At 73.5% G+C, this 22,792-nt stretch carries 14 protein-coding genes; 3 read left to right on the forward strand and 11 right to left on the reverse strand.

What is annotated here, in order from left to right:
- The 3 genes from ACZ60W_RS33435 to ACZ60W_RS33445 all read right to left on the reverse strand — a co-directional run.
- On the reverse strand, positions 1-331 hold a 331-nt coding region (locus ACZ60W_RS33435; protein ID WP_469759159.1), incomplete at its 3' end, for a hypothetical protein.
- A 171-nt stretch (positions 332-502) separates the two neighbouring features.
- Positions 503-934, reverse strand: coding sequence for a hypothetical protein (locus ACZ60W_RS33440; RefSeq protein ID WP_469759160.1), 432 nt, complete (start codon positions 932-934; stop codon positions 503-505).
- A gap of 23 nt (positions 935-957) precedes the next feature.
- Complete coding sequence (locus ACZ60W_RS33445) at positions 958-4,539, reverse strand: AfsR/SARP family transcriptional regulator (protein WP_469759161.1); 3,582 nt, start codon at positions 4,537-4,539, stop codon at positions 958-960.
- Positions 4,540-4,692: 153 nt separating this feature from the next.
- Between ACZ60W_RS33445 and ACZ60W_RS33450 the strand changes: the two genes are divergently transcribed.
- Positions 4,693-5,934 carry an alkene reductase gene (locus tag ACZ60W_RS33450; RefSeq protein WP_469759162.1) on the forward strand — a complete coding sequence of 414 codons (1,242 nt, stop codon included), beginning with the start codon at positions 4,693-4,695 and terminating at the stop codon, positions 5,932-5,934.
- Here the strand turns inward: ACZ60W_RS33450 and ACZ60W_RS33455 are convergent.
- The 5 genes from ACZ60W_RS33455 to ACZ60W_RS33475 form a co-directional block, all read right to left on the reverse strand.
- Positions 5,927-7,333: a TerD family protein gene (locus ACZ60W_RS33455; RefSeq protein ID WP_469759163.1), complete on the reverse strand. Its 1,407-nt coding sequence runs from the start codon at positions 7,331-7,333 to the stop codon at positions 5,927-5,929. The genes ACZ60W_RS33450 and ACZ60W_RS33455 overlap by 8 nt on opposite strands.
- Positions 7,334-7,513: 180 nt before the next feature.
- Positions 7,514-8,911, reverse strand: coding sequence for an APC family permease (locus ACZ60W_RS33460; protein WP_469759164.1), 1,398 nt, complete (start codon positions 8,909-8,911; stop codon positions 7,514-7,516).
- A 318-nt stretch (positions 8,912-9,229) separates the two neighbouring features.
- On the reverse strand, positions 9,230-10,393 hold the full coding sequence (locus ACZ60W_RS33465; protein ID WP_469759165.1) for an oxygenase MpaB family protein: 1,164 nt from the start codon (positions 10,391-10,393) through the stop codon (positions 9,230-9,232).
- 21 nt (positions 10,394-10,414) lie between these two features.
- Positions 10,415-11,467 (reverse strand): polyprenyl synthetase family protein, encoded by a 1,053-nt coding sequence (locus ACZ60W_RS33470; RefSeq protein WP_469759166.1) that lies wholly within the window; start codon positions 11,465-11,467, stop codon positions 10,415-10,417.
- The gene (locus ACZ60W_RS33475; RefSeq protein ID WP_469759167.1) at positions 11,460-11,738 is read right to left on the reverse strand and encodes a polyprenyl synthetase; all 279 of its coding nucleotides are present in this window, start codon (positions 11,736-11,738) and stop codon (positions 11,460-11,462) included. Before ACZ60W_RS33475 ends, ACZ60W_RS33470 begins: the two co-directional genes overlap by 8 nt.
- Before the next feature lie 276 nt (positions 11,739-12,014).
- Here ACZ60W_RS33475 and ACZ60W_RS33480 point away from each other — a divergent pair, with 276 nt between their 5' ends.
- Positions 12,015-12,890 carry a S1 family peptidase gene (locus ACZ60W_RS33480; RefSeq protein WP_469759168.1) on the forward strand — a complete coding sequence of 292 codons (876 nt, stop codon included), beginning with the start codon at positions 12,015-12,017 and terminating at the stop codon, positions 12,888-12,890.
- Positions 12,891-13,041: 151 nt separating this feature from the next.
- Complete coding sequence (locus ACZ60W_RS33485; protein WP_469759169.1) at positions 13,042-13,347, forward strand: SCO0607 family lipoprotein; 306 nt, start codon at positions 13,042-13,044, stop codon at positions 13,345-13,347.
- Positions 13,348-13,426: 79 nt separating this feature from the next.
- Here ACZ60W_RS33485 and ACZ60W_RS33490 read toward each other — a convergent pair whose 3' ends face one another.
- From ACZ60W_RS33490 to ACZ60W_RS33500, 3 genes are all read right to left on the reverse strand, one after another.
- Complete coding sequence (locus tag ACZ60W_RS33490; RefSeq protein WP_469759170.1) at positions 13,427-17,716, reverse strand: discoidin domain-containing protein; 4,290 nt, start codon at positions 17,714-17,716, stop codon at positions 13,427-13,429.
- A gap of 136 nt (positions 17,717-17,852) precedes the next feature.
- Positions 17,853-21,233: a CARDB domain-containing protein gene (locus ACZ60W_RS33495; protein ID WP_469759171.1), complete on the reverse strand. Its 3,381-nt coding sequence runs from the start codon at positions 21,231-21,233 to the stop codon at positions 17,853-17,855.
- Between the two features lie 400 nt (positions 21,234-21,633).
- Entirely contained in the window at positions 21,634-22,644 is a 1,011-nt protein-coding gene (locus ACZ60W_RS33500; protein WP_469759172.1) for a LacI family DNA-binding transcriptional regulator, read from the reverse strand.
- Between the last annotated feature and the right edge of the window lie 148 nt (positions 22,645-22,792).

Below are 22,792 nucleotides of genomic sequence, written 5' to 3' on the forward strand. Positions count from 1 at the left end.
CGCCCTTGCCACCGATGACCGTCGGACCCTGGTCGTCCGTGGCGCCGGCCTGGACGACACCGCCCTTGCCGATGACCGTGGGGCCCTGGTCGTCGGTCGCCACCGCCCGGACCACACCGCCCTTGCCACCGATGACCGTCGGACCCTGGTCGTCCGTGGCGCCGGCCTGGACGACACCGCCCTTGCCGATGACCGTGGGGCCCTGGTCGTCGGCGACCACGTGGACGCCGGCCGGCTGGACCTGCGAGTGTCCCGCCCCGGCCGCGGCCCCCAGGCCGAAGGCGAGGGTGGCGGCGACGATCCCGACGAGTCCGGCAGACTTGCGTCCCATGGTCTATCCCCTTTGCGTGGTTTCTGCGGTTTCTGCTTCCCGACACCACGTACTTTCCGGGGACCCGTTCCCGGACCGTTCCCGACCCGATACCGCCCTGCGGGACGGCACGGGAACGCACCCGGGAACGCCAGGTCAGCCCGGGTGGGGACGTCTACTCCGCAGCCCTTGTCAGCCCGTCGCGGACCTCCTGTCGCGGGCGAACACCGTCGCGCCGCCGCCGAGGCGGCAGCTGACCACGCGCGGACCCCGCTCGGTGAGGACCACCGTGGTGCTGACGCGCCCCGATCCGACGTCCGCGAGGTCCAGGAGCGCGCGGACCGTGGCGCGCAGGGCGGCGACCTCGTCCTCGTCGGGCGCCGCGGGACCGGACGGCACCGGGCCCGGGCCCCTGCGGACGCTGATGTCCACCACCGTGTGCATGCTGTTGTCGCTCACGGTCTCGACACGGAACTCAGGCCCGTCCCAGGGCTCGTCCACGTCCGTGTAAGGCGCCGGCCGCCCCGGCAGGTCGTGCTCGACCGACCGTTCGATGGCGGACAGCTCCTGAAGGATGTGGCGTAGCCCCTCGGCCACGTCGATGCGGTCCGGGGGATGCTTCATCGAAAGACTCCTCCTGCAGAGAACTACTCCTGCAGGGTCGGACCCGCCGATCCCGTTTCCCTCCCGCTCCGGTCCCGCCCGGCGGCGGCACGGAGCGCCTCCTCGGGGGACAGGGCGGCGCCCTCGCGGAAGGCGGCCGTGTAGGGGCTGTCGCCGAGTCCCGCGCGGGCGGCGCGCGCGATGCGCTCCACGTCGCCCCGCTCGCCCTCGGGGAGCGGCGCACCGGTGCTCCGCCGGGCCGTGTCCGCCGCGCCGAGGAGGAGGGCGGCACGGGTCAGGGCCGCGGAGCCGCCCGCGGCCACGGCGGCGCCGGCGGTGCCCTCGTAGGAGAGGGCGAGGGCGCGCGGGTCGGCCAGCCGCCTGGCGAGGCCGAGACCGGTCGCCTGGTACGCGGCCGCGCGCCCCGCCCGGCCGCGCAGCTCGGCAACGAACCCCAGCTCCACGTGGATCAGGTGCTTCCCGGCCGTCGACGACGGATAGGCGTCGCGCAGCGTCCGCAGATGGCACTCGGCGGCGTCGAGGTCGCCCGACCGGCGGGCGCCGAGCGCGAGCCCCATCAGGGCGAACACCTCGCCGAACATGTGGCCCTGTGCCGCCGCCTCGCGCCGGGCCCGCTCGTGCAGCAGCCGGGCCCGCTCCCACTCCCCGGCGAGCAGCGCGAGCCGCCCCAGTCCGGCGAGGCGCGCGGAGACCTCCGCCGGCAGCCCCAGGTCCTCGGCGAGCCGCAGCCCCGCGTTCTGACGGTCGGCCGCGGCGGTGGGGTCGCCCTCGATCTCGGCGAGCGCGGCGAGCACCGGGACGGTCTGCAACTCGCCCCACCCGTCGCCGAGTTCCCGGAACGCCCGGGCTGCCGCCGTCGCGTCCTCACGGGCCGCCGCCGACTCTCCGGCGACGAACCCGAGGTGCGCGCGCAGCGCGTGCGCGGCCGCCACGCCCCACGGGTCGGCGGCGGCGCGGAAAGCCCCGAGGGCGCGGGCGTTGACGCTCCGGGCCGCCTCGGGCTCGCCCGCGTGGTGCAGACCGTAGGCGAACATCCACCACGCGCGGGCGCGGCGAGACCCTTCGGGGAGGGCCGCTCCCTCCGCCCCGGGCACCCCCGCCACGGACGCCCCCTCGGGGGGCGCCCCTGCCCCGGCACGCTCCGCCTCCGGCACACGGCCACCCGTCAGCAGGGCGAACGCCCCGTGGAGGAAGGGAAGTTCCTCGGCCGCCTCGACCGGAACGGCGGCCAGCACCTCGGCGAGGTGCCGCCTGCCCTCGTGCAGCCGTCCCCGCATCAGCCACCAGGGGCACAGGGCGGTGGCGAGGGCCACCGCCTCCCGCGGATCCTCACCGTCGAGGGCGTGACCGAGGGCGGCGCGGAGGGCGGCGGACTCGGCGTCGAGCCGCGCGAGCCAGAGCCGTTGCCCCGCGCCGCGCAGACGGGGCTCTGCGTGCTCGGCGACGGCGCGGTGGTGGCGGACGTGGCGGGCGGCGGCGGCTTCCCCCTCCCGTGCCTCGTGGAGCCGGTCCCGGGCATAGGCCGCGACCGATTCGAGGAGCCGGTACCGCGGACCGTGGGCCGTCGGGACCGCCACCACCAGGGAGCGGTCGACCAGGCGGCCCACCAGGTCGGGCACGTCCTCGCGGGGAACGCCGTCGCCCGCGCACACCGCCTCCGCCGCCTCCAGCGCGCAGCCGCCGGCCGCGACGGACATCCGGCGCAGCACGGCCCGCTCCTGCGGGTCGAGGAGGTCCCAGCTCCAGTCGATGACCGCGCGCAGGGTCTGCTGCCGGGCCGGCAGCCCGCGCTGTCCCGAGGCGAGCAGCCGGAACCGGTCGCCCAGACGCGCGGCCAGTTCCCGCACGCCCAGGGCCCGCACCCGGGTCGCGGCCAGCTCCAGGGCGAGGGGCAGGCCGTCCAGACGACGGCAGATGTCGGCGATGGCGTCCCGGTCGGTCCGGTACGCGGCCTCGTTCCCTGGCCCGTCGTCGCCCGCGCCCGCGGCCTCGTTCCCAGGTCTGGCGGCTCCTACTTGGGCGGATGCTCCCCCGCGCCCGTTCCCGTTCCCGGACGCGTCCCCGGCCCCGTTCGCGTTCTCGTCGCCCCCGGCGGCACCGGCGTCGACGCCGGCCGTGAAGCCGGGGGCCGCGGCCTCGGCCCGTGCGACGAAGAGGCGCGCCGCGGCGTCCGGGGGGAGGGGTGCGACGGCGTACACCCGCTCGCCGGGCAGCCGGAGGGACTCGCGGCTCGTGGCGAGGACGCGCACGCCCGGCGCGCGGGACAGCAGGGACGCGACGAGGTCGGCGGCGGGGTCGATCACGTGCTCGCAGTTGTCGAGGACGAGCAGGAGCCGGCGGTCCCGGAGCGCGGCGAACAGCACCTCCGCGGGACCGTCCGCGCTCCCGGCCGCCGAGGCCGCGTCACGGACGCCGAGGGCCGCGGCCACCGCCTGGACGAGGTCGACGGTCCCGGGCATCCCGCCGTTCCCGGTCTGCGCCGGGGTCCCGGGGCCACCCGCCGGGCCTCGCGGCAGACCGCCCAGCTCGACGCACCACACACCGTCGGGCATCCCGCCGTCCGGGGCGCCGGAGAGCCGCTCGGCGGCGGCGAGCGCCAGCCGCGTCTTGCCCACCCCGCCCGGTCCGGTCAGCGTGACCAGCCGCTCGCTCCCGACGAGCCGGCCGACCTCCTCGACGGCGGTCCCGCGCCCGACCAGGGTGGTCGGGGGCACGGGGAGGCGCGGGGGACGGGTACCGGAGGCGTGCGGGTCCGGCGGAGGCGTCGCGGCGACGGGGCCGGGGGCGTCGGCCGTCCGGGGTCCGTGCGCGGGCTCCGGGCCGGTCCGGGGCAGCCCGGGGGCCGTGGGGCGAGCGGCCTCCGGGGAGGGCGTCAGCGCGGGGTCCTGGCGGAGGATCGCCGCGTACAGGGCGGCCAGTCCGGGGGCCGGGTCCAGGCCCAGTTCGTCGGCGAGCAGGGTGCGCAGTTCGGCGTACACGGCGATCGCCTCGCTCTGCCGCCCGGCGGCGTACAGGGCGCGCATCCGCACGGCCCGCAACCGCTCGCGCAGCGGGTGGTCGGCGACCAGGGCCGCGGTCTCGCCGAGCAGCGCCGGATCACCGAACTCCAGCCGCGCCTCGGCCTGTTCCTCGACGACCGCGAGCCGCTCCTCGGCCAGGCGCCCCGCCTCGGGGCGCACGAACTCCGCGTCGGCGAAGTCCGCGTACGCGGGTCCGCGCCACAGGTCGAGGGCCTCGGTGAGCAGGGCCGCCCGTTCGCGCGGCCCGGGCACCAGCCGGGCCCGCGCCGCCAGCGCCCGGAACGCGCCGGCGTCCACCTCCGAGGGGCCGCCGTCGAGGCGCAGCCGGTATCCGGCGGGCAGGTGGGCGACCCGGTCGCGTCCGATGGCCCGGCGGAGCTGGGAGACCTTGGCCTGGAGGGCGTTGGCGGGGTTGCCGGGCACGGCGTCCCCCCAGAGGTCGTGCACCAGCCGGTCCGCCGGCACGGGGCGGCCCTCGTGGGCGAGGAGGTCCGCGAGGAGCGCCCGCACCTTGGTCTCGGGCACCCGTATCGGGGCGCCCTCGGCGTCCCACACCGTCAGCGGACCGAGCACCCCGAACCTCATGCCGGGAACCCTACACACCCATGATCATCCGGTGCGGGGCGGACCGTCAGCGGACCATCAGCGGACCGTCAGCGTTTCCGAAGCGGCCTGCGCGACCTTGGGTCCCACGGAGCCCGACGGCCCCGACGGGAACACGGACGAGGGAGTACGGCCATGAGCACGACCACGAGCGGCGTCGTCACGCCGGAGCGGGCGACGACGGCACCGGCGGAGCCGGCGGACCGGGTCACCGGTCCCACCACGACCACCACGGCCATCGCCACCACGACGGAAGCGGCCGTGACGGAAGCGGCCGTGACGGCCCCCTCCCCCGCCGGGTCCCCGCTGTTCCTGCCCGGCCGGCTCGGGGCGCTGCGCCTCCCCAACCGGCTCGTGATGGCACCGATGACCCGCAACCGGGCCGGGGCGACGGGGGTGCCGGAGCCGATCATGGCGACGTACTACGCGCAGCGCGCCACGGCCGGACTGATCATCGCGGAGGCCACGACGCCCAACGCGGTGGGCGCCACGTACCCCGACATCCCCGCGCTGTACGACGATTCCCACGTGGCCGGGTGGCGCCGGGTCACCGAGGCCGTGCGGGAGGCCGGCGGACGGATGTTCCTCCAGCTGCAGCACGGCGGGCGGGTCGGCCACCCGGAGACGACGGGGCTCGTGCCGCTGGCGCCCTCGCCGGTGCCGCTCCCCGGCACGGTGTTCACCCCCTCCGGACACCAGGAGGCCGTGGTGCCGCGGGAGATGACGGTCGACGAGATCGACGGGACCGTGGCCGACTTCGCGGCGGCGGCCCGGCGCGCGGTCGACGCAGGGTTCGAGGGCGTCGAGGTGCACGCCGCCAACGGCTACCTCCTGCACCAGTTCCTCTCCTCCGCCACCAACCGGCGCACCGACGGCTACGGCGGGCCGGTCGCCCACCGCATCCGATTCACGGTCGAGGTCGTCCGCGCGGTCGCCGAGGCGATCGGGCCGGAGCGGGTCGGGGTGCGCATCGCCCCGGGCGTCACCGCCAACGGCATGACGGAGGACGACGTCGAGGAGGTGTACCCGGCGCTCCTGGAGGCCCTGCGCGATCGGGGACTCGCCTACCTGCACGTGGTGTTCGCCGATCCCGGGCAGCCGCTGTTCCGCACGCTGCGCGCGGCCTGGCCCGGCACGCTCGTCGCGAACCCGGCCCTCCCCTGGCCCGGCCCCCTGCCCGCCGACGGCGGGCGCGCCGCCGGCGAGCGCCTGCTGGCGGCGGGGGCCGACCTGGTCGCGCTCGGCCGCTCGTTCCTGGCCAACCCCGACCTGGTCGCCCGGATGCGGACCGGGGCGCCCCTCAATCCGCTCGGGGACGCCCCCCTGATGTACGTCGGCGGCGAGACCGGCTACACCGACTACCCGGCCCTCAGCTGAGGCGCCCGCGCCGGCTCGGCGGCTGGACCCGCTTCAGGTGCGCGCGCCAGGGCCCGTCCGCGCTCTCGAACTGCACGACGAGCGGCCCCTCGGGCAGCGGGACCGTCTCGCGGCGCTTCCCGATCTCGTTCACCACGTTGTCGTCCTCGGGCAGGGCGGTGTGGTCGTCGTGGCCGTGGAGTTCGAAGACGTTGACGATGAGGTTGTCGTCGCCGCGGTACTGGATGGCGAGGTCGGCCACGCCGCCGGTGTGCAGGAGCACGTCGGGCCCGCGGAACTGCGTCTCCGCCTCCGTCAGGCGGAAGGCGGACGCGAGCGGCGACACCTCGAGCCGCCAGGGCCCCTCCGCCTCCAGCCTCAGCCGCAGGGTCCCGTTCCTGGGCACGGTGGCGAGCACCCGGCCCCGGAAGTCGTCCTCGGTGCTGTTGACCAGGTAGTCCTGCTCCTTGTTGCGCCGGTTGAGGGTGGCAAGACCCGTGTACCCGTCCCCCTCGACGTCGAGCTGGACGATCACCGGCCCCGGCGGCAGCCCGTCCACGGTGATCACGTCGTTGTCCCGTCCCGTCTCCGTGTACGGGGCGAAGACGGGGCCGTACGTCCACGGCCCGGGCGCCCCGGGGACCGCGAACGCGGCGGGGGCGGCCGGCGCCACCGGCGACACGGCCGGCGCGTCCTTGGACACCGGCGGGGGCGCGAAGGACGGCGGGACGGAGCCGGGAGGTGCGAAGGCGGGCGGTCCAGGAGGCGGTGGGGCGAAGGCCGGCGGCGCGGACGCCGGAGGCCCGGAGACCGGGCCCGGCGGCGGGGGCGCGAAGCCCGGCGGCGGTGGGGGCGCGAAGCCCCCGGCGGGCGGCGGCGCCGGGGCGGGCGGGGCCGGGGTCCGGGCGGGCGACGGGAGGTGGCCCGGCGCGGGCGGCTCCCCGGCGACGTCCACGCCGTGGTCGGTGGCCAGGCCCGCGAGGCCGTTCCCGTAGCCCTGGCCGACGGCGCGGAACTTCCAGCCGCCCGCGCGCCGGTACAGCTCGGCCAGCACCATCGCCGTCTCCTCGGCGGCGTCCGTCACGTCGTACCGCACGACGGGGGTGCCGTCGGGCGCGAAGGCCTCGACGGCCGGGCCGACGACGTCCCGCAGGGTGCCGCGGTCGGTGGAGCCGACGACGAGCACGCGGGTGATCTGCTGCTCGACGTCGGGGAGGCCGACGTCGAGCCAGGACGTGCCGCCGCCCGGGGTCAGCCGCACCGCGCCCGACGGATGGACGGGGGCGCCGTGGAAGACCACGTCGCCGTCACCCCGGACGGTCCCGTGCTCGGTGAGCAGCAGCGCCATCGCGTCCAGTCCGCCGTGCACGGCGATCCGCAGCGGGACGGACGGCACGAACCCGTTGCCGCCCTTGGTCATCGCCTCCACGGTGTACCGCCCTTTCCCCTCAAGTCCCCGCCCTCGTCGGTCACCAGGCGATCTTGCAGCGGGCCGCCGCCCGGGGACAAGTCCCGGCGGCCGTGGCTCGGGACGGACGAAGGACGGGGGCCGGGGCGGCGGTTGCCGCCCCGGCCCCCGGGGGACGCGTCGGGGAGCGGGTCAGACCTGCTCGTCCTCGGGGATGCTGACCAGCCAGCGGGTGTCCTTGCGGGGCCGCAGGTACAGGGCCCAGTAGAGGGTGGCGACCGCCGTGATGCCGCCGGTCCACAGCAGGTACTCGGTCTCCTGCATGGACAGGACGTACGCCAGGACGCCGATGAGCAGGACCGGGACGGCCGGCCAGAGCGGCATGCGCCAGGCCGCGACCTCGCGGTGGGCGCCCCGGCGGCTGAACAGCGCCGCCACCGCGACCAGCAGGTACATGCCGGTGACGGAGACGCCGGTGACGCCGTACAGGGTGTCGAGGTTGACGAAGCAGAGGGCCGCGCCGGGGACGCCGACGACCAGGGTGGCGATCCAGGGGGAGCCGAAGCGGCCGAGCCGGGCGAGGGCGTGGTTGACGGGCTCGGGCCACGCCTTGTCGCGGGCGGAGGCGAAGAGGACGCGGGAGTTCTGGATGACCATGACGATGCCGGCGTTGACGATGGCCAGGGCGACGCAGAGGCTGATGAAGGTGCCGACGGCGGAGTTGGACCAGGCGGCGATCATGCCGCTGATGTCGCCGCCGGTGAGGGTCTCCAGGTCGCCGGCGCCGAGGGTGATGGCGACGACCGGCACGAGGATCACGACGGTGGAGATGGCGAGGGTGGCGAGCACGGTGCGGGCCACGCTCCTGCGCGGGTTCTCCAGCTCCTCGGAGAGGTAGACGGCCGTGGAGAAGCCCTGGGTGATGAAGAGGGCGATGGCGAGTCCGGAGACCACCATGGCGCCGGTGACCAGCGCGTGGGTGCCGCCCTCGCCGGCGACCTGACCGTGGACGAGCGCGCCGACGCCGCGCTCGGAGTGGGCGAAGCCGAGGACCGCGACGATGCCCGCCGCGACGACCTCCAGGACGAGGAAGACGCCGGTGATCCAGGCGTTGGCGCGCAGGTCGAGCAGACCGGCGAGGGTGGCGAGGAGCATGACGCCGGCGCCGGCGAGCGGGGCCGGGATGTGGACCAGGGGCGCGAGGTAGTCGGCGGTCCCCATCGCGATCACCGGCGGCACGATCATCACCACCAGCAGCGACAGGACGAACACCAGCCAGCCGGCGAGCCGGCCCGCGAGGGTGGAGACGATGGCGTACTCGCCGCCCGCGCTCGGGATCAGGGTGCCCAGCTCGGAGTAGCAGAACGCCACGCCGATGCAGAGGAGCGAGCCGATGGCGATGGTCAGCGCGGCGTAGGTGCCGACGCCCCCGAAGAGGTCCGGGACGACCACGAACAGGGTGGAGGCGGGCGTCACGCACGACAGCGTGAGCAGGGTGCCGCCCACGACACCGATGGAACGCTTGAGCTTCTGCGGCACGGGGCCGGTCTGCGGGGCCAACGCGTGCGGCGCGCTGAGGGTGTCGGTCATCAGACGGTTCCGATCGGTACGAGCAGTGTTTCCGAGCGGGAGCTGTATCGCCTCCGAGGCGGCCGGTTATCAGGTGTTCCTTCGCTCCCAGGCGGAATGGAAGCCTGGGCAGAACCGCAGGTCAATGGCCGCACTGCTGCGGAATTCGTCGTTCCGAGGCCGCCGGGCGGGCCCGGTGGGCGTCAGGGTCGCGTCAAGACCGCGAAAACGCTCTGTGCGGGAACCGCAGCCCGACGGCGAGGAATTTTCCGTCGCTTTACCGCCTGTCCGGCTGCCGGACCCCCACCGCCCCGCCGCGGGGCCGGCAGCCGGTCCGCGTCAGGAGGGGACGGTGGCGGGCGGCGGCGCCCAGCGGCGGTCGCGGGCCGGGCCGGACGGGACGCCGTAGTCCTTCCTCAGGTGTTCGGGGATGGCGTAGTGCATGACGCGCCCGCGGGTGAGGGAGGACAGCTCCAGGACGGTGGTGAGGTGGCCGAGCCGGTCCAGGGCCCAGCCGGCGAGCGGGGAGCGGTCCTCGACGGTCTCCAAGACGCCGAGCAGGTGGGGGACGGCCTTGACGACGGTGTCCCATCGGGTGCGGGGCACGTCGAGCCAGTCCGCGCAGGTGTCGCCGACGAGGTGGCGGATGAGGGCCGAGACGACCGGGTCGAAGAGGGTGCCGGGCACGACCTCCTCGTACAGGTCGATCAGCTGGCGGGTCAGGCGGGCGCCCTCCGGGGAGGGTCCCATGTGCCGGACCATGTACAGGTCGAGGAAGCGGCGCGCCTCGTCGACGGACTTGGGCACGGCCTCCTGGTCGACGCCGAGCATGGCGCCGACGACGCGCCAGGCGTAGGCGTACGCCTCCGCGCCCTCCGTCGACATGTGGATGCCGAGCCGGTGCAGGCTGTCGAGGACGAGCATCGAGAAGAACATCTGCCCGCCGATCATGTCCTCCTGGCAGATCGGCACCCCCAGGGAGGCACTGTCCCAGCGGTCCTCGCGCGTGAGGTGGTGGCGGATGGAGGCGTGCAGCAGGCGGACCTTCTGGGCGGCGGGGATGAAGCGGCTGCCGGCCTCGAAGGCGTCGGGCTGCATGAGGTGGACGGTGAACTGGCCGGTCTCCGCCATGCGCTGGGAGGGGTACTCCAGGCCGTGCGTCGTCGACAGCAGCTTCGCCACGTGCGGCACGAGGTAGCAGGCGGGCATCGCGGCGAAGGAGAGGGCCGTGGAGATGTGCACGTTGTTGTCGACGAAGAACAGCCGGGCCCGCTCCATCTCGCCCCAGTCCACCCAGGACGGCGGGGCGGAGGTGGCCTCCAGGTACGCACGGGCGACGTCGGGCAGCCCGTCGGGCAGGGGGGAGCCGGCCGTGGAGACGTACCGCATGAGGGTGTTGAAGGTGCCCACCTCGCCTCGTTCGAAGAGGGTGGCGACGGTGGCGTCGGCGAGCTCGTCGCCGGTCTGCCGCAGGGCGTCCATGGACGCCTCGGTGTGGATCACGGGGACTCCTGGGTCGGTCCGTCAGTGGCGGCGGACGGCCGCCGCGTGCGCGAGGGCGGTCAGCGCGGCGGTGGGGGCGGGGGGCAGGCCGAGGTCGTCGAGTGCGCACAGGGCCTCGTCGACCCGGCCGGTGATCATGGCCTCGACGCGTGCGGGCGCCCCGAGGCGCCGCATCAGCTCGCGTACGGCCTCGGGCGCGTGCCCGTCGGGGTCGGGGCGGCCGAGCAGCTCGGTCAGGCGGGCGCGGTCCGCCGCCCCGGCGAGCCGCCAGGTCTCGGCGAGCAGGGCCGTCGGCCGGCGGCCCCGGATGTCGTCGGCGCCCGACTTGCCGGTGGTCTCCTCGTCCCCGAAGAGGCCGAGGAGGTCGTCCCGCAGCTGGAACGCCTCGCCCAGCGGCAGGCCGTACGCGGAGTACCCCTGGCGCAGCCGGGGGCCCGCGCCGGCGAGGGCGCCGCCGATGAGCAGCGGCTGCTCGACGGTGTACTTCGCGGTCTTGTAGCGGATCACCTTGAGCGAGGCCGCCGTGGAGGGCGCGGTTCCGGTGTGCAGGATCTCCAGGCACTCCCCCGCGACCAGGTCCCGGGCGAGCGCCGCCCAGAGCGCTCGCGCCCGGCCGAGGTAGGCGGCGGGCAGGCCACTGGTGACGAACAGCTGCCCGGCGAGCGACATCAGCAGGTCGCCGACGAGCATGGCGAGCGCGCGGGCGCCGGCCGCGGGGCTCGGGTGGTGCCGCACCGCGCCGCGCAGGGCCGTGTGCGCGGTGGGCCGGCCGCGCCGCAGGGGGCTGTCGTCGATCAGGTCGTCGTGGACGACCGCGGCGGCGTGCACCATCTCCATGGAGGCCGCCGCGCGCACCAGCGCCTCGCTGTCGGGCTGGCCGGCGGCGCGCCAGCCCCAGTAGCAGAACGCGGCCCGGAGGCGTTTGCCGTCGGCGACGGCGTCCTCCAGCCGGTCGGCCACCGGGCCGAGCGCCGGGTCGACGTCGGTGAGGAGGGCGGCCTCCTCGGCCGCGTACCGCCGCAGCACCGCGTCGACGCGTGACGTGAACGCCGTCGCGTCCCAGTGCTCAGCCACCGTCGGCGGCCCGCCGGGCGATCGCGTGCCGCGCGAGGACCTCCAGGTGGGCGGGGGGCGGGGTCGCGTAGCGGTCGAGCACGAGCCGTCCGCGCGCGGCGAGTTCCCGTTCGGCGTCCGACGCCACCTCGGCCGCGTCGGAGCGGCGCAGCATGCCCCGCACGAGTCCGATGCCGGCACCCAGGGTGCTCACGGCGAGGTCCGCGAGGCCCGCCGCGAGCAGGACCGCCCGCTCCTCCGGTGTTCCGCGGGATTCCGTCTCTCGTGTCACGCCAGCTCCCCACCCGCGGACGGTCCGGCCGCGGTGTCGACGACAGTCCCTCCAGCCTCGTGGCGGTCCGGCGGCCGGGGCGGCGGAACTCACCAACGAGTGATCGTCCCGGTGGAGCGTGCGAGTGCGCGGGGGCGCGTGGCCGCGTGGCCGGTGCGGGACCGGGCGGACGGTCCGGGGGCGGAGGCCTTCTTGTCAGCGGGCGCTTCCCTCCTGAGAATGCACATGACAACCGGAGAATTTCCGGTTGCACGGCCCTCTGAGGGGAACCCCCACATGAAGAAGCCTCTCGCCGGATCCCTGCTCGCCCTGCTGCTGACAGGCGCGGCGGCGGCCCCGGCAGCCGCCTCCCCGCCCCTGGACACGATCGCGCAGGCCCCCACCCCCACGGCTCCCGCACCCGAGGTCCGGGCCGCCGTCGCCGTCGACTTCGCGGGAACGGTCGCGCTCAGCAACTGTTCCGGCTCCCTCGTCCGCGCCCCCGGCTCCCAGCCGAACGACCCCGCGCTCGTCCTCTCCAACGGCCACTGCCTGGAGACCGGCTTCCCGGCGGCGGGCCAGGTCATCAAGGACCGGGCGTCCACCCGCTCGTTCTCGCTGCTCAACTCGGCCGGCACCAAGGTCGCGACGCTGCGGGCGAGCAAGATCGCGTACGCCACCATGACCGACACCGACATGTCGGTCTACCAGGTGACCAAGACGTACGCGCAGATCCAGAGCCAGTACGGCATCTCCGCGCTCACCCTCAACGACGCGCGCCCCGTGCAGGGTTCGTCGATCAAGGTGGTCTCCGGCTACTGGAAGCGGATCTACAGCTGCAGCGTCGACGGCTTCGCCTACCGCCTCAAGGAGGGCGAGTGGACCTGGAAGGACTCGGTCCGCTACACCTCCTCGTGCAACACCATCGGCGGCACCTCCGGCTCCCCCGTGATCGACACGGCCACCGGCCGCGTCGTCGCCGTCAACAACACCGGGAACGAGAGCGGTGGGAGCTGCACCCTCAACAACCCCTGCGAGGTCGACCAGAACGGCACCGTGACGGTCCGCCAGGGCATCAACTACGCCCAGCAGACCTACACCTTCGTCCCCTGCATCGGCCCCGGCAACGTCATCGACCTCAATCGCGCCGGCTGCCTCGTCCCCAAGCCCTGACCCCCGCCCGCCGGCCGCCGCGGGACGGGCGGCCGGCGGGACGGCGAGCGACCGGACGTCCGCACCACCCACCACGGCGTGAGTACGGGTACTCATCACGGGGCGCGAGGCCCGCGGAGACTGGGGGGACCAGCGAGAAAGGCCCCGATCCATGACCCCGCCCCGGCACCGTCGCCACGCCCGCAGCGCCCTCCCCCGCCTCGTCGTCACGGCCCTCGCGGCGACCCTGCTTCTCACGGCCTGCGCGGGCGGTGAGCGCGTCTGCGGCTCCGGCCGCTACCCCGTCAAGGCCGTCGGCAACGCCGACGGCCAGGACTGCGTCCCCGACGGTCAGGAACCGCCGGAGGGGTACGTGCGCTACCCGGTCGGTCAGGTGCCCGAGCTCGTCGGCGACCGGTGGGACCGCCACTGGGCGTCGGTCGTCGTGGACGCCGACGGCAGGCCGGTCCGCGGCTGACGGGCGGCGTCCGGAACGGGCCGGCGCCCACCGCGGGAAGCGGTGGGCGCCGGCGCGTTCGCCGCGGGTGGGGACCCGGTCAGCAGGGGTTGATGTTGATCTTGAAGTTGGTCGTGTTGCGGATGTTCTCGGCGTTGTCCTGCATGCGCAGGCAGTTGAAGGTGACCTCGCCGACGGCCGGGCCCTGACCGGGCTCGGGCATCTCGTTGGCCCAGACGCCGATGCCGGACCGGGCGTCCCAGGCGTCGCCGCTCCGCTTCGCGCCCGTGATCGAGACGTCGGTGAAGACCGTGTCCTTCACGGGGTTCTCGGGCTGCGAACCGGTGTACTTCGTCTGGAACATGATGCCGCTGTAGGTCGGGTCGACGATGTCCACGTGGTTGACGCGGATGCCCTGGAAGACCTTCGAGGCGGAGAAGACCCAGATCCCGGGGAAGGACTGGTTGCCCCAGAAGTGGCCGCCGGCCCGGACGATCGAGATGTTCTCGAAGTTCGTCGGGATGGTCCCGAAGCCGTTCATCGGGTAGCCGAAGTCCAGCGAGGAGATCGTGATGCCCGAGTAGACGAGGGTGTCGGCGATGTGGATGTTGCGGAAGGTGTTGTTGTATCCGCCGTACACCGCGACGCCCGCGGCCCGCCAGGTGAGGGTGGTGCTCAGGTTCTCGTAGACGTTGTTCTTCATGTCGGCGCCGCCCGCGTCGATCGCCGAGAACAGCGCGAAGCTGTCGTCACCGGTCGCCCGCGCGTCGTTGTTCGTCACGAGGTTGTCCGTGGAGCCGTTGGTCATGTTGATGCCGTCGGCGAACATGTTCCGGATGCGCGAGTTCCTGATCGTCATCCGGTCGGTGTTGGCGCCCCAGTACAGGCAGACCATGTGCTCGTTCCAGATGTCGTCGATGACGACGTCCGCCACGTTCGCGAAGTCGAAGACCTTGCCCGGCCCGTCGATGCGGGTGACGTAGTTGCCGAAGTAGGCGAAGCCCTTGAAGAGCGAGCCGTTCGCGGTGGCCTCGGCCCGGAAGCCGATGTCGGTGTTGTCCTGCGTGGTCGGCGCGCGGAACCTGGTGTACCACGGGCCGGCGCCGACGACCTTGACGGCCTTGCCGTACACCTGGAACTTGCTGGAGGTCTGGTAGTCGCCCGGCGGCAGGTAGACGCCGACGAGCTTGCCGGTGGTGTCCATGCGGACCTTGTCGAGCGCGTTCTGCACGTCCTGGTGGCCGAAGCCCGCCGGAACGGTGTAGGTGGCCGGGTCGGGGTTGGCGACCGGCGCGACCTGCTCCAGGCTGACGAAGTCGATCGCGTACCGCGCCGCGGAGTTCGCCGCGTCCTTCTGCAGCCGGATCCGGCTGCCCGCGGGGATGGTCTCCCCGAACATCAGGTTCGCCTCGTCGTAGATGTGCCGCGGGGCGCCGGAGCCCGGGTCGTTGCCCGGTCCCGCCTCGGCGCCGTACAGCCAGGAGTACTTCGAGGTGAGCGGCAGGGCCTTCTTGAACACCCCGTCGACGTAGACGTTGAGGGTGGAGTCGATGCCGCCGCCGCCCGGGGCGTCCGGGATGGAGAACCGGGTGACCAGCGTGTTGGTGGAGGCCCGGGTGGTGAACTCGACGTACTCGCCGGTCGCGTCCAGGTTCACGGCCTTGCGGCCGGACGCCTCGCCCGCGATGTCACCGATGGTGCGGTTGGGCCCGACGACGCCAGCGCCGCCGCCGGTCGTGCCGTCCTCGGCCTCGTACGTCGTGTACGGCATGTTCGCTCCGCGGCCGACGAAGAGCGGCTGGCTGCCCGTGTTGTTCTCGCGCTTCACCGGCAGCTCGTCGGCGTCGGCGGCGAGGGTGGTGCGGACGGTGTACGAACCGTTCACCGCGGTCCACGTGCCCAGGCTGACCTGCGCCGAGGCGCCGGGGGCCAGCGCACCGGTCTGGACGCCGCTCAGCGTCTTGACGACGCCGCCCTGGGAGTTGAGCAGTTCCAGCGTGACGCCGTGGTCACCGCCCGCGGTCGCCACGGAACCCTGGTTGCGCACCACGACCTTGAACGTCACGGCGTCCCCGGCGGCCGGGCTGGAGGGGGTGGTCGCCACGGAGCCGACCACGAGGTCGGAACTGGCCACCGGCTTGACCACGAGCGCGGTGGGCCGGGTGTAGGTGTTGTTGGTCTCGTTCTGTTCCAGGACCTGGTTCGCCTCGTCCGCGACCGCGCTCAGTTCGTACGAGCCGGCGTCGCGGACGCCCACGGAGACCGGGACGGTGGCCTGCTCGCCCGCCGCCAGCGCCGGGACCTGCCCGGTCGCGACCTTGGTGCCGCCGAGCCGGACCGCCACCTTGCTCGCCGCGGCCGGCGCCGCGCCGTCGTTGCGCACGACCGCCGAGACGGTGATCTCGTCGTCCTCCTCGGGGGCGGTCGGCGTGGTGCTCAGGGAGCCGACCACGAGGTCCGGGTTGGGCGCCGGGACGCCGATGGCCTGGAACTCGGCGATCTGGCCGGCCGGGGCGCCGGAGTTGGCCGTGAACCGCAGCTGCACGTCGGCCAGCCGCGCGGTGAGCGGGATGGTGACGCTGTTGCCGCTCGCCGGGTCGAAGGAGTAGCTCTTGGCCGCGATCTTGCCGGTGAAGCCGGTGGCGCTCTGCTCCCGGCCGAGGACCTCGATGGTCTGGGTACGGGCCTGCCACGCCTGCGCCGGGTCGAGCTTCAGCACGAGCCGGTCGAGGTCGGCGTTGGCGCCGAGCTTGAGGGTGAGCGTCTGCGGGTAGCTGCCGCCCCCGCCCTCCCAGTAGGTGGCGGTGTTGTTGTCGTTGGCGTTGGCCGCCGTGAAGCTCCCGGTCGCCGAGGACGCCTCGACGGCCTTGCCGACCGCCAGGTTGGAGCCCGTGCCGCCGCTGCCGGTGCGGGTGACGCTGTTGGAGGCCACGGAGGTGTTGCCCGCCGCGTCCTTGGCCACCACGTGGTAGGTCACCGTGGCGCTCACCGGCTGGGAGTCGGTGTACGTGGTGACGTTCCCCGCGACGCTGCCGCGCAGCACGTTGTCGGCGTAGACGTCGTAGGCGGTGACGCCCACGTTGTCGGTCGCGGCGCTCCAGGTCAGCCTGACCTGGCCGCTCGTCGGCTCGGTGAGCCCGAGCCCGGCCGGGGCGGTGGGCGCCTGGGAGTCGCCGGCCTCGCCGACGCGGGTGACGGTGTTGCTGTCGCCGGACTGGTTGCCGGCGGCGTCCTTGGCCCGCACCCGGTAGGAGACGGTCTGGTTCGCCGGCCGCGTGTCGGTGAAGGTCGTGATGTTCCCGGCGACGGTGGTGAGCAGGACGTTGTTGGCGTAGACGTCGTAGGCGGTGACGCCCACGTTGTCCGTGGAGGCGCCCCACACCAGCTTGACCTGGCCCGTCGTCGGCTGGGTGTACGCCAGGTTCGCGGGGGTGCTCGGCGCCTGGGTGTCGCCCGTGGCGGGGCCGTAGACCTCCAGCTCGGAGAGCTGGGCGGCCGGCTGCACGGTGTTGGCGGTCACCAGGACGCGGACGTAGCGGGTGGTGGTGCTGTCCAGGGTGATCGTCGCGGTGTTGTCGTTGGCCGCGTTGAAGGCGTACGCCTGGGAGGCCGAGAGGTCGGTGAAGTCGGTGCCGTTGGCGCTGCCCTGGATCTTCAGGGTCTGGCTGCGGGCGCCCCAGCCGGCGGGGAGCTTCAGGACGACGCGGTTGACGGCGACGGTGGCGCCGAGGTCGGCCTGGAGCCACTGGGGCAGCGCGTTGTTGGCGCTCTCCCAGTAGGTGGCCCGGTTGCCGTCGTTGCCGTTGGGCGCCGCGTACACCTCGGTGTGGCTGCTGGCCGTGAGGGTCTTGCCGGCGGCGAGGTTGGCGGAGGACCCCTCGGCCGCGTGCACCTCCAGCTCGGAGAGCTGCGCCGCCTGCCAGCCCGTGTTGGCGGTGATCTCGACGCGGACGAACCGGGCCTGGGTGGCCGGGAAGGAGACGGTGACCGTGTTCCCGGCGCCGGGGCTGAAGGTGTAGACCGCGGAGGCCTTCAGGGTGGCGAAGCTCGTGCCGTCGGCGCTGCCCTGGACGGACAGGGTCTGGTTGCGGCTCTCCCAGCCGGCGGGCAGCTTCAGGACGACCTCGTCCACCCGGGTGGCGGTGCCGAGGTCGGCCTGGACCCACTGGGGAAGGGCGGACCCGGCGCTCTCCCAGTACGTGCCCTGGTTCCCGTCGGTGACACCGGCGGCGGAGAAGCCGGCTTGGGCGCTGCTGGCCGACGCGCTGTCGCCCAGCGCGATGTTCGGTCCGCCGGCCGCGTGGGCGGCGATCAGCGGGCCGCCCAGGGTGAGCAGGCTCGTCGCGATCGCGGCGCTCAGGCACCGTGATCGCCAGGAGGGGGTTCTCATCGTTCCTCGCTTCTCGGTCTCGCGCTCGTGGGCGCGCGGGGGGCGCGCCCGGCGGGCGCGAGACGCGGTTCGTTGATGCGGGGGGTCAGCGGGGCGGCCGTCCGCGGAGGTGGGCCGCCCCGCCGTGATCGGGGCGTCAGCCCTGGTTGAGGACGAACTGGGTTCCGGGCTGGGAGCAGACGTCGCCCTTGGCCGAGTTCGTGATGGTGACGCCGGTCAGCGTGGCGCTGCCGCGCGCGCCGCTCATCGCCAGGATGCCGCAGCCGTTGAGCGACTTGTCGATGCGGACGTTCGAGATCTTGACGTTCGGCATCGCGCCGCCGCCGGTCTTGAACTGGATCCCGTCGTAGGTCGACTCGTGGATGTCGGTGTCCCGGATGGTGACGCCGGGGATGTCCGGGCCCTGGGCGAAGAGGGTGATGGCGCCGAACTCCTGGTCCTCGTTCCAGAAGGCGCCGCCGGTGCGGTAGAGCGCGTTGTTGGCGATGAGGGTCTGCCCGGAGAAGGGGATCGGGTCGTGGTCGGTCGCGAGCATGATCCCCGGGTAGTTCATGGTGTCGGAGACCACGTTGTTCTCGATGGTGTTGCCGTAACCGCCGTAGACCGCGATGCCGTTGGCACGCCACGGGAGCTGCACGGTGTTGTTGCGGAAGTGGTTGTCGTGGCCGACGTCCACCGAGGTGTCCTTGACGTACTTGTTGGCCCACACCGCGAGGGCGTCGTCGCCGGTGTTGCGGAAGGAGGAGTTGTAGACGGTGGAGTTGCGGGTGCCGTTGGAGAAGTTGATGCCGTCGGCGTAGGTGTTGCGGATCCGCATGCCGCTGAACTCCAGGCCGTCGCCCGGTCCCCACAGCTCCGGGATGTTGGAGTAGTCGCGGCCGACCCAGGCGGCCACGTTGGCGTGCTCGATCCAGACGTTGCTGATCTTCGTGTTCTTGCCGAAGCGGCCGTTGAGGCCGACGCCGCCCTCGGCGTTGCCGTCGCCGCCCCGGATGGTGCCGGAGCCGAAGATGGCGATGTCCGAGATCTTGGTGTTGTCGTCGATGTCGAAGCCGAAGTTGCCCTCGTGCGGGTGGTTGATCCCGTTGGCCAGGTGGGGCGGGGTCAGCGTGTAGAGCTGGGAGTGCCACATGCCGGCGCCGCGGATGGTGACGTCACGGATGCCGACCTGGTTGTGGGTGCCGCGGTTCAGCGGGTCGTCGGTGAGGATCTTCTGCTCCTGGCGCCACTGTCCGGCCGGGATCCAGACGCAGGGGATCTCGCCCTTCTGGTCGGCGGTGACGGCGCGCTGGATGGCGTCGGTGTCGTCGATGCCGTCGTTGGGCACGGCTCCGTACGCGGTGATCGACGCGCACTCGGCGGGCTTGGCGGCGGCCGGCGCGACCTGCTCCAGGTCGATCAGGTCGACGATGTAGAAGGCGGCGGTGTCACCGGCGTCCCGCTGGAGGCGGAACGTGGTGCCGGCCGGGTAGGACTGGGTGAGCAGCGCGTTGGACTCGTCGAAGAGGCGTCGCGCGTCGCCGCCGGGGGTGTTGGTGAGTCCCTCCGGCTGGTCGGTGGTGCCGTACAGCCAGCTGTACTTGGAGGACATCGTCAGCTTCCGCACGAACTGGCCGTCCGCGTAGAGGCTGAGGGTGGCCTCCTGTCCGCCGCCGCCCGGGGCGTCGGGGATGGAGTTGCGCACGACGATCGAGTTGGCGGCGTTGACGGAGGTGAACTCCACGTAGTCGCCGGTGGTGTTGAGGCGCACCGACTCGCGCCCCGAGGACTCGGTGGCGAAGTTGGTGTGGCCGAAGGGCCGGGTGGAGTCGGTGGTGAGCAGGGCGCCGCGGTAGCGCGCGTCCTCGGCCTCGTACTCGGTGTACGGGACGGCCGCGCCGCGCCCGACGACCAGGGAGCGGCCGAAGACGTTGTTGTTCTCGTTGGTCTCGGCGACCTTCCCGGTGGCGTCGGCCGTCGCGGTCAGCGTGACGCCGCCGTCGGTGGCGGTCCAGGTGCCGCTGACGGCCACGTCGGCGGTGGCGCCCGCGGCGATGGCCGGGGTCGTGCCGTCCAGGGTGGTGGTGCCGACGGTGAGCCGGGTGACGGAGCCGGCCGCCACGGCGGAGGTGCCGCGGTTCTTGACGGCGACCGTGAAGGAGACGGGGGCGCCGACCGCGGGCGTGGCCGGGTTGGGGGTGATCCCGGTGACCGTGAGGTCGGGGCCCGGGGTCTGGGCGACGTTCAGCTTGGTCGCCGCCGTGCGGCTGTTGTTGCCGTTGTCGAGCTCCGGCACGGTGTCGGTCGGGTCGACGACGGCGGAGATCGTGTACGAACCCATGGGGCGCTTGCCGATGGGGACGTCGACGACCGCCGACTGTCCGGCGGCGAGCGCGGGGACGGCGCCGGATCCGGCGACGGTTCCCTCGGCGCTGACGTCGACCGTCGTGGCCGGGGCCGCGGCGGTGCCGGCGTTGCGGACGGTGACCTTGGCCGTCACGTCGTCCGCCTCGGACGGCGTGGCCGGGGTCCAGGTCAGGTCGTTCAGGACGAGGTCGGGTGCGGGGGCGGCCTTGCCGAGCACCTGGATCTCCGCGACCTGGGTGCCGGGCGCCCCGCTGTTGGAGAAGCCGGTGAGCCGCAGGTCGGAGACGCGTCCGGACACCGGGATGGTGACGGTGTTCTGGCCGGTGGCGGGGCTGAAGGCGTAGTCGGCGCGCGCCTTCAGCGTGGTGAAGCCCGAGGCCGCCGAGGCACGGCCGAGGACCTCGAAGGACTGGGTCCGCGGGCCCCAGGCGGAGTCGGGGTTGAGCTTGACGACGACGGCCTCGACGTCGGCGTCGCTGCCGAGCTTGACGGTGAGGCTCGCGGGGAAGCCCGCCGACTCCCAGTAGGTGCCGGTGTTGTCGTCGTTGGCCTGGGCGGCCGTGTAGTTCTGGGTCGTGGACGTCGCCTCGACGGGCTTGTTCTTCGCCAGGTTCGTGCCGGTGACCGGGGGCGGGTCACCGGGGTCGCCGCCGCCCGCGGTGTCGCCGTAGACCTCCACCTCGGAGAGCTGGGCGGCGTTCCAGCCGGTGTTGGAAGTGACCTGGACGCGGACGAACCGGGCTGTGGTGTCCGGGAGTTGGATGTTCACCGTGTTGGCGGTGGACGGGTTGAACGCGCGCGCCTGGCCGGCGACGAGGGTGCTGAACGAGCTGCCGTCGGCGCTGCCGAGGACGGCGAGGGACTCGCTGCGCGTCTCCCAGCCGGTGGGCAGCTTGAGGGCGAGCCGGTCGAGATCGACCTGGGTGCCGAGATCGACCTGCACCCACTGCGGGAAGGAGCCCAACGGGCCTTCCCAGTAGGACTGTTGGCTTCCGTCCGTGACGTTCGAGGCGGGGTAGGCGCCGTGGGCGCCGCCGGCCGTGGCCGCTCTGCCGAGCGCGAGGTTGGTCTCGCCCGCCGCCTGAGCGGGGACGGGGAGCAGTCCGACGGATATCAGACCCGCTGTCAGCAGGCCGACCCCCAACCGCCTGCTCGGATGTGTGCCTCTCATGGTGACCTCTCCGCGATGCGGGCGCGGCTCATGGCCTGTCTCCGCCCCGGGGGCACCCCTCGCCGACGGGACGCGCGAGGGGAACTCGGGAGAGCGTTCGACAGGTGCACGCGCCAGGAGCCCGACATGACTCCGACAAGGATCGATGACGGCTAGCTATCTTCTTGAGTAACTCTGTGACTCATTTGCGCCGCCAAGCCGCAAGGTTTCTACTGCATGACGACTTTGTCAACGGTTCTCGTCCACTTGCAAGCAACCGTCAACTCCCGGAAACGCCGACGGCACCGGTATCGGAGCCGCTCGGGGCGGAGATACCGGTGCCGTCGGGTGACGCGCGGTCAGTTGTCGTACGGAGAAGGGCGGGAGGAAGGAAGAGAAGCGACGGGCGCGAACGCGCCGGTCAGCGGGCGGGCGGCGGGGCCGTCGAGCCGCGGACGACGAGTTCGGGCTCGAAGAGCAGCTCGCCGGGGTGCTGCTGCGTCCCCTGGATCTGGGCGCACAGCAGGTCGACGGCGGCCCGGCCCATGGCTTCGATGGGCTGGCGGACCGTCGACAGCGGCGGCTCCGTGCACGTCATGAACGCGGAGTCGTCGAACCCGACGACGGACACGTCGGAGGGGACCTTGAGACCCCGCCGGCGGGCGGCTCTGATCGCCCCGAGGGCCAGCGGGTCGCTGCCGCAGACGAAGCCCGTCACCCCGCGGTCCAGCAGACGCGACGCGGCGGCCTGTCCGCCCTCCAGCGAGAAGATGGAGCGCTCCACGAGCGCGTCGTCCCAGTCCAGGCCGGCCGTCTTCGCGGCCACCCGGGCGGCCTCCAGCTTGCGCCGCGAGGGCACGTGGTCCTCGGGGCCGAGCACGAGGCCGATGCGCTCGTGCCCCAGGGAGGCCAGGTGCCGCCACGCCTGCTCCACGGCGACGGCGTCGTCGCAGGAGACGCAGGGGAAGTCGAGCCCCTCGATGGGGGCGTTGATGAGGACGACCGGGATGTTGCGCTCGGCGAGCCGGTAGTAGTGGTCGTGCGGGGCGTCGGCCTGTGCGAACAGGCCGCCGGCGAAGACCACGCCGGAGACCTGCTGCTGGAGGAGGAGTTCCACGTAGTCGGCCTCCGAGACCCCTCCCTTGGTCTGGGTGCACAGCACGGGGGTGAGCCCCTGCTGGGCGAGCGCACCGCCGACGACCTCGGCGAACGCCGGGAAGATCGGGTTCTGCAGTTCGGGGAGGACCAGGCCGACGAGCCGGGCGCGCTCGCCGCGCAGCTGCGTCGGCCGTTCGTACCCGAGGACGTCCAGCGCCGTCAGCACCGACTGACGGGTCGCCTCCGAGACCCCGGGCTTGCCATTGAGGACACGACTGACCGTCGCCTCGCTGACCCCCACCTTCTTCGCCACCTGAGCAAGTCGTCGCGTCATGCACGCAAGTCTAGCGCAAAATATGCAAGTCAATTGCGCCAATTTCCCTGAGCGAGATGACGCATGACGCAAAAACGCGGCCCGTCCGCGCGCTCTGTTTCCGGGATGTGTCCGCCGCACGGCAGGGCGCCGCCGCGGGCCGTCACCT

This window comes from Streptomyces sp. NPDC104202 (genome assembly GCF_055584185.1).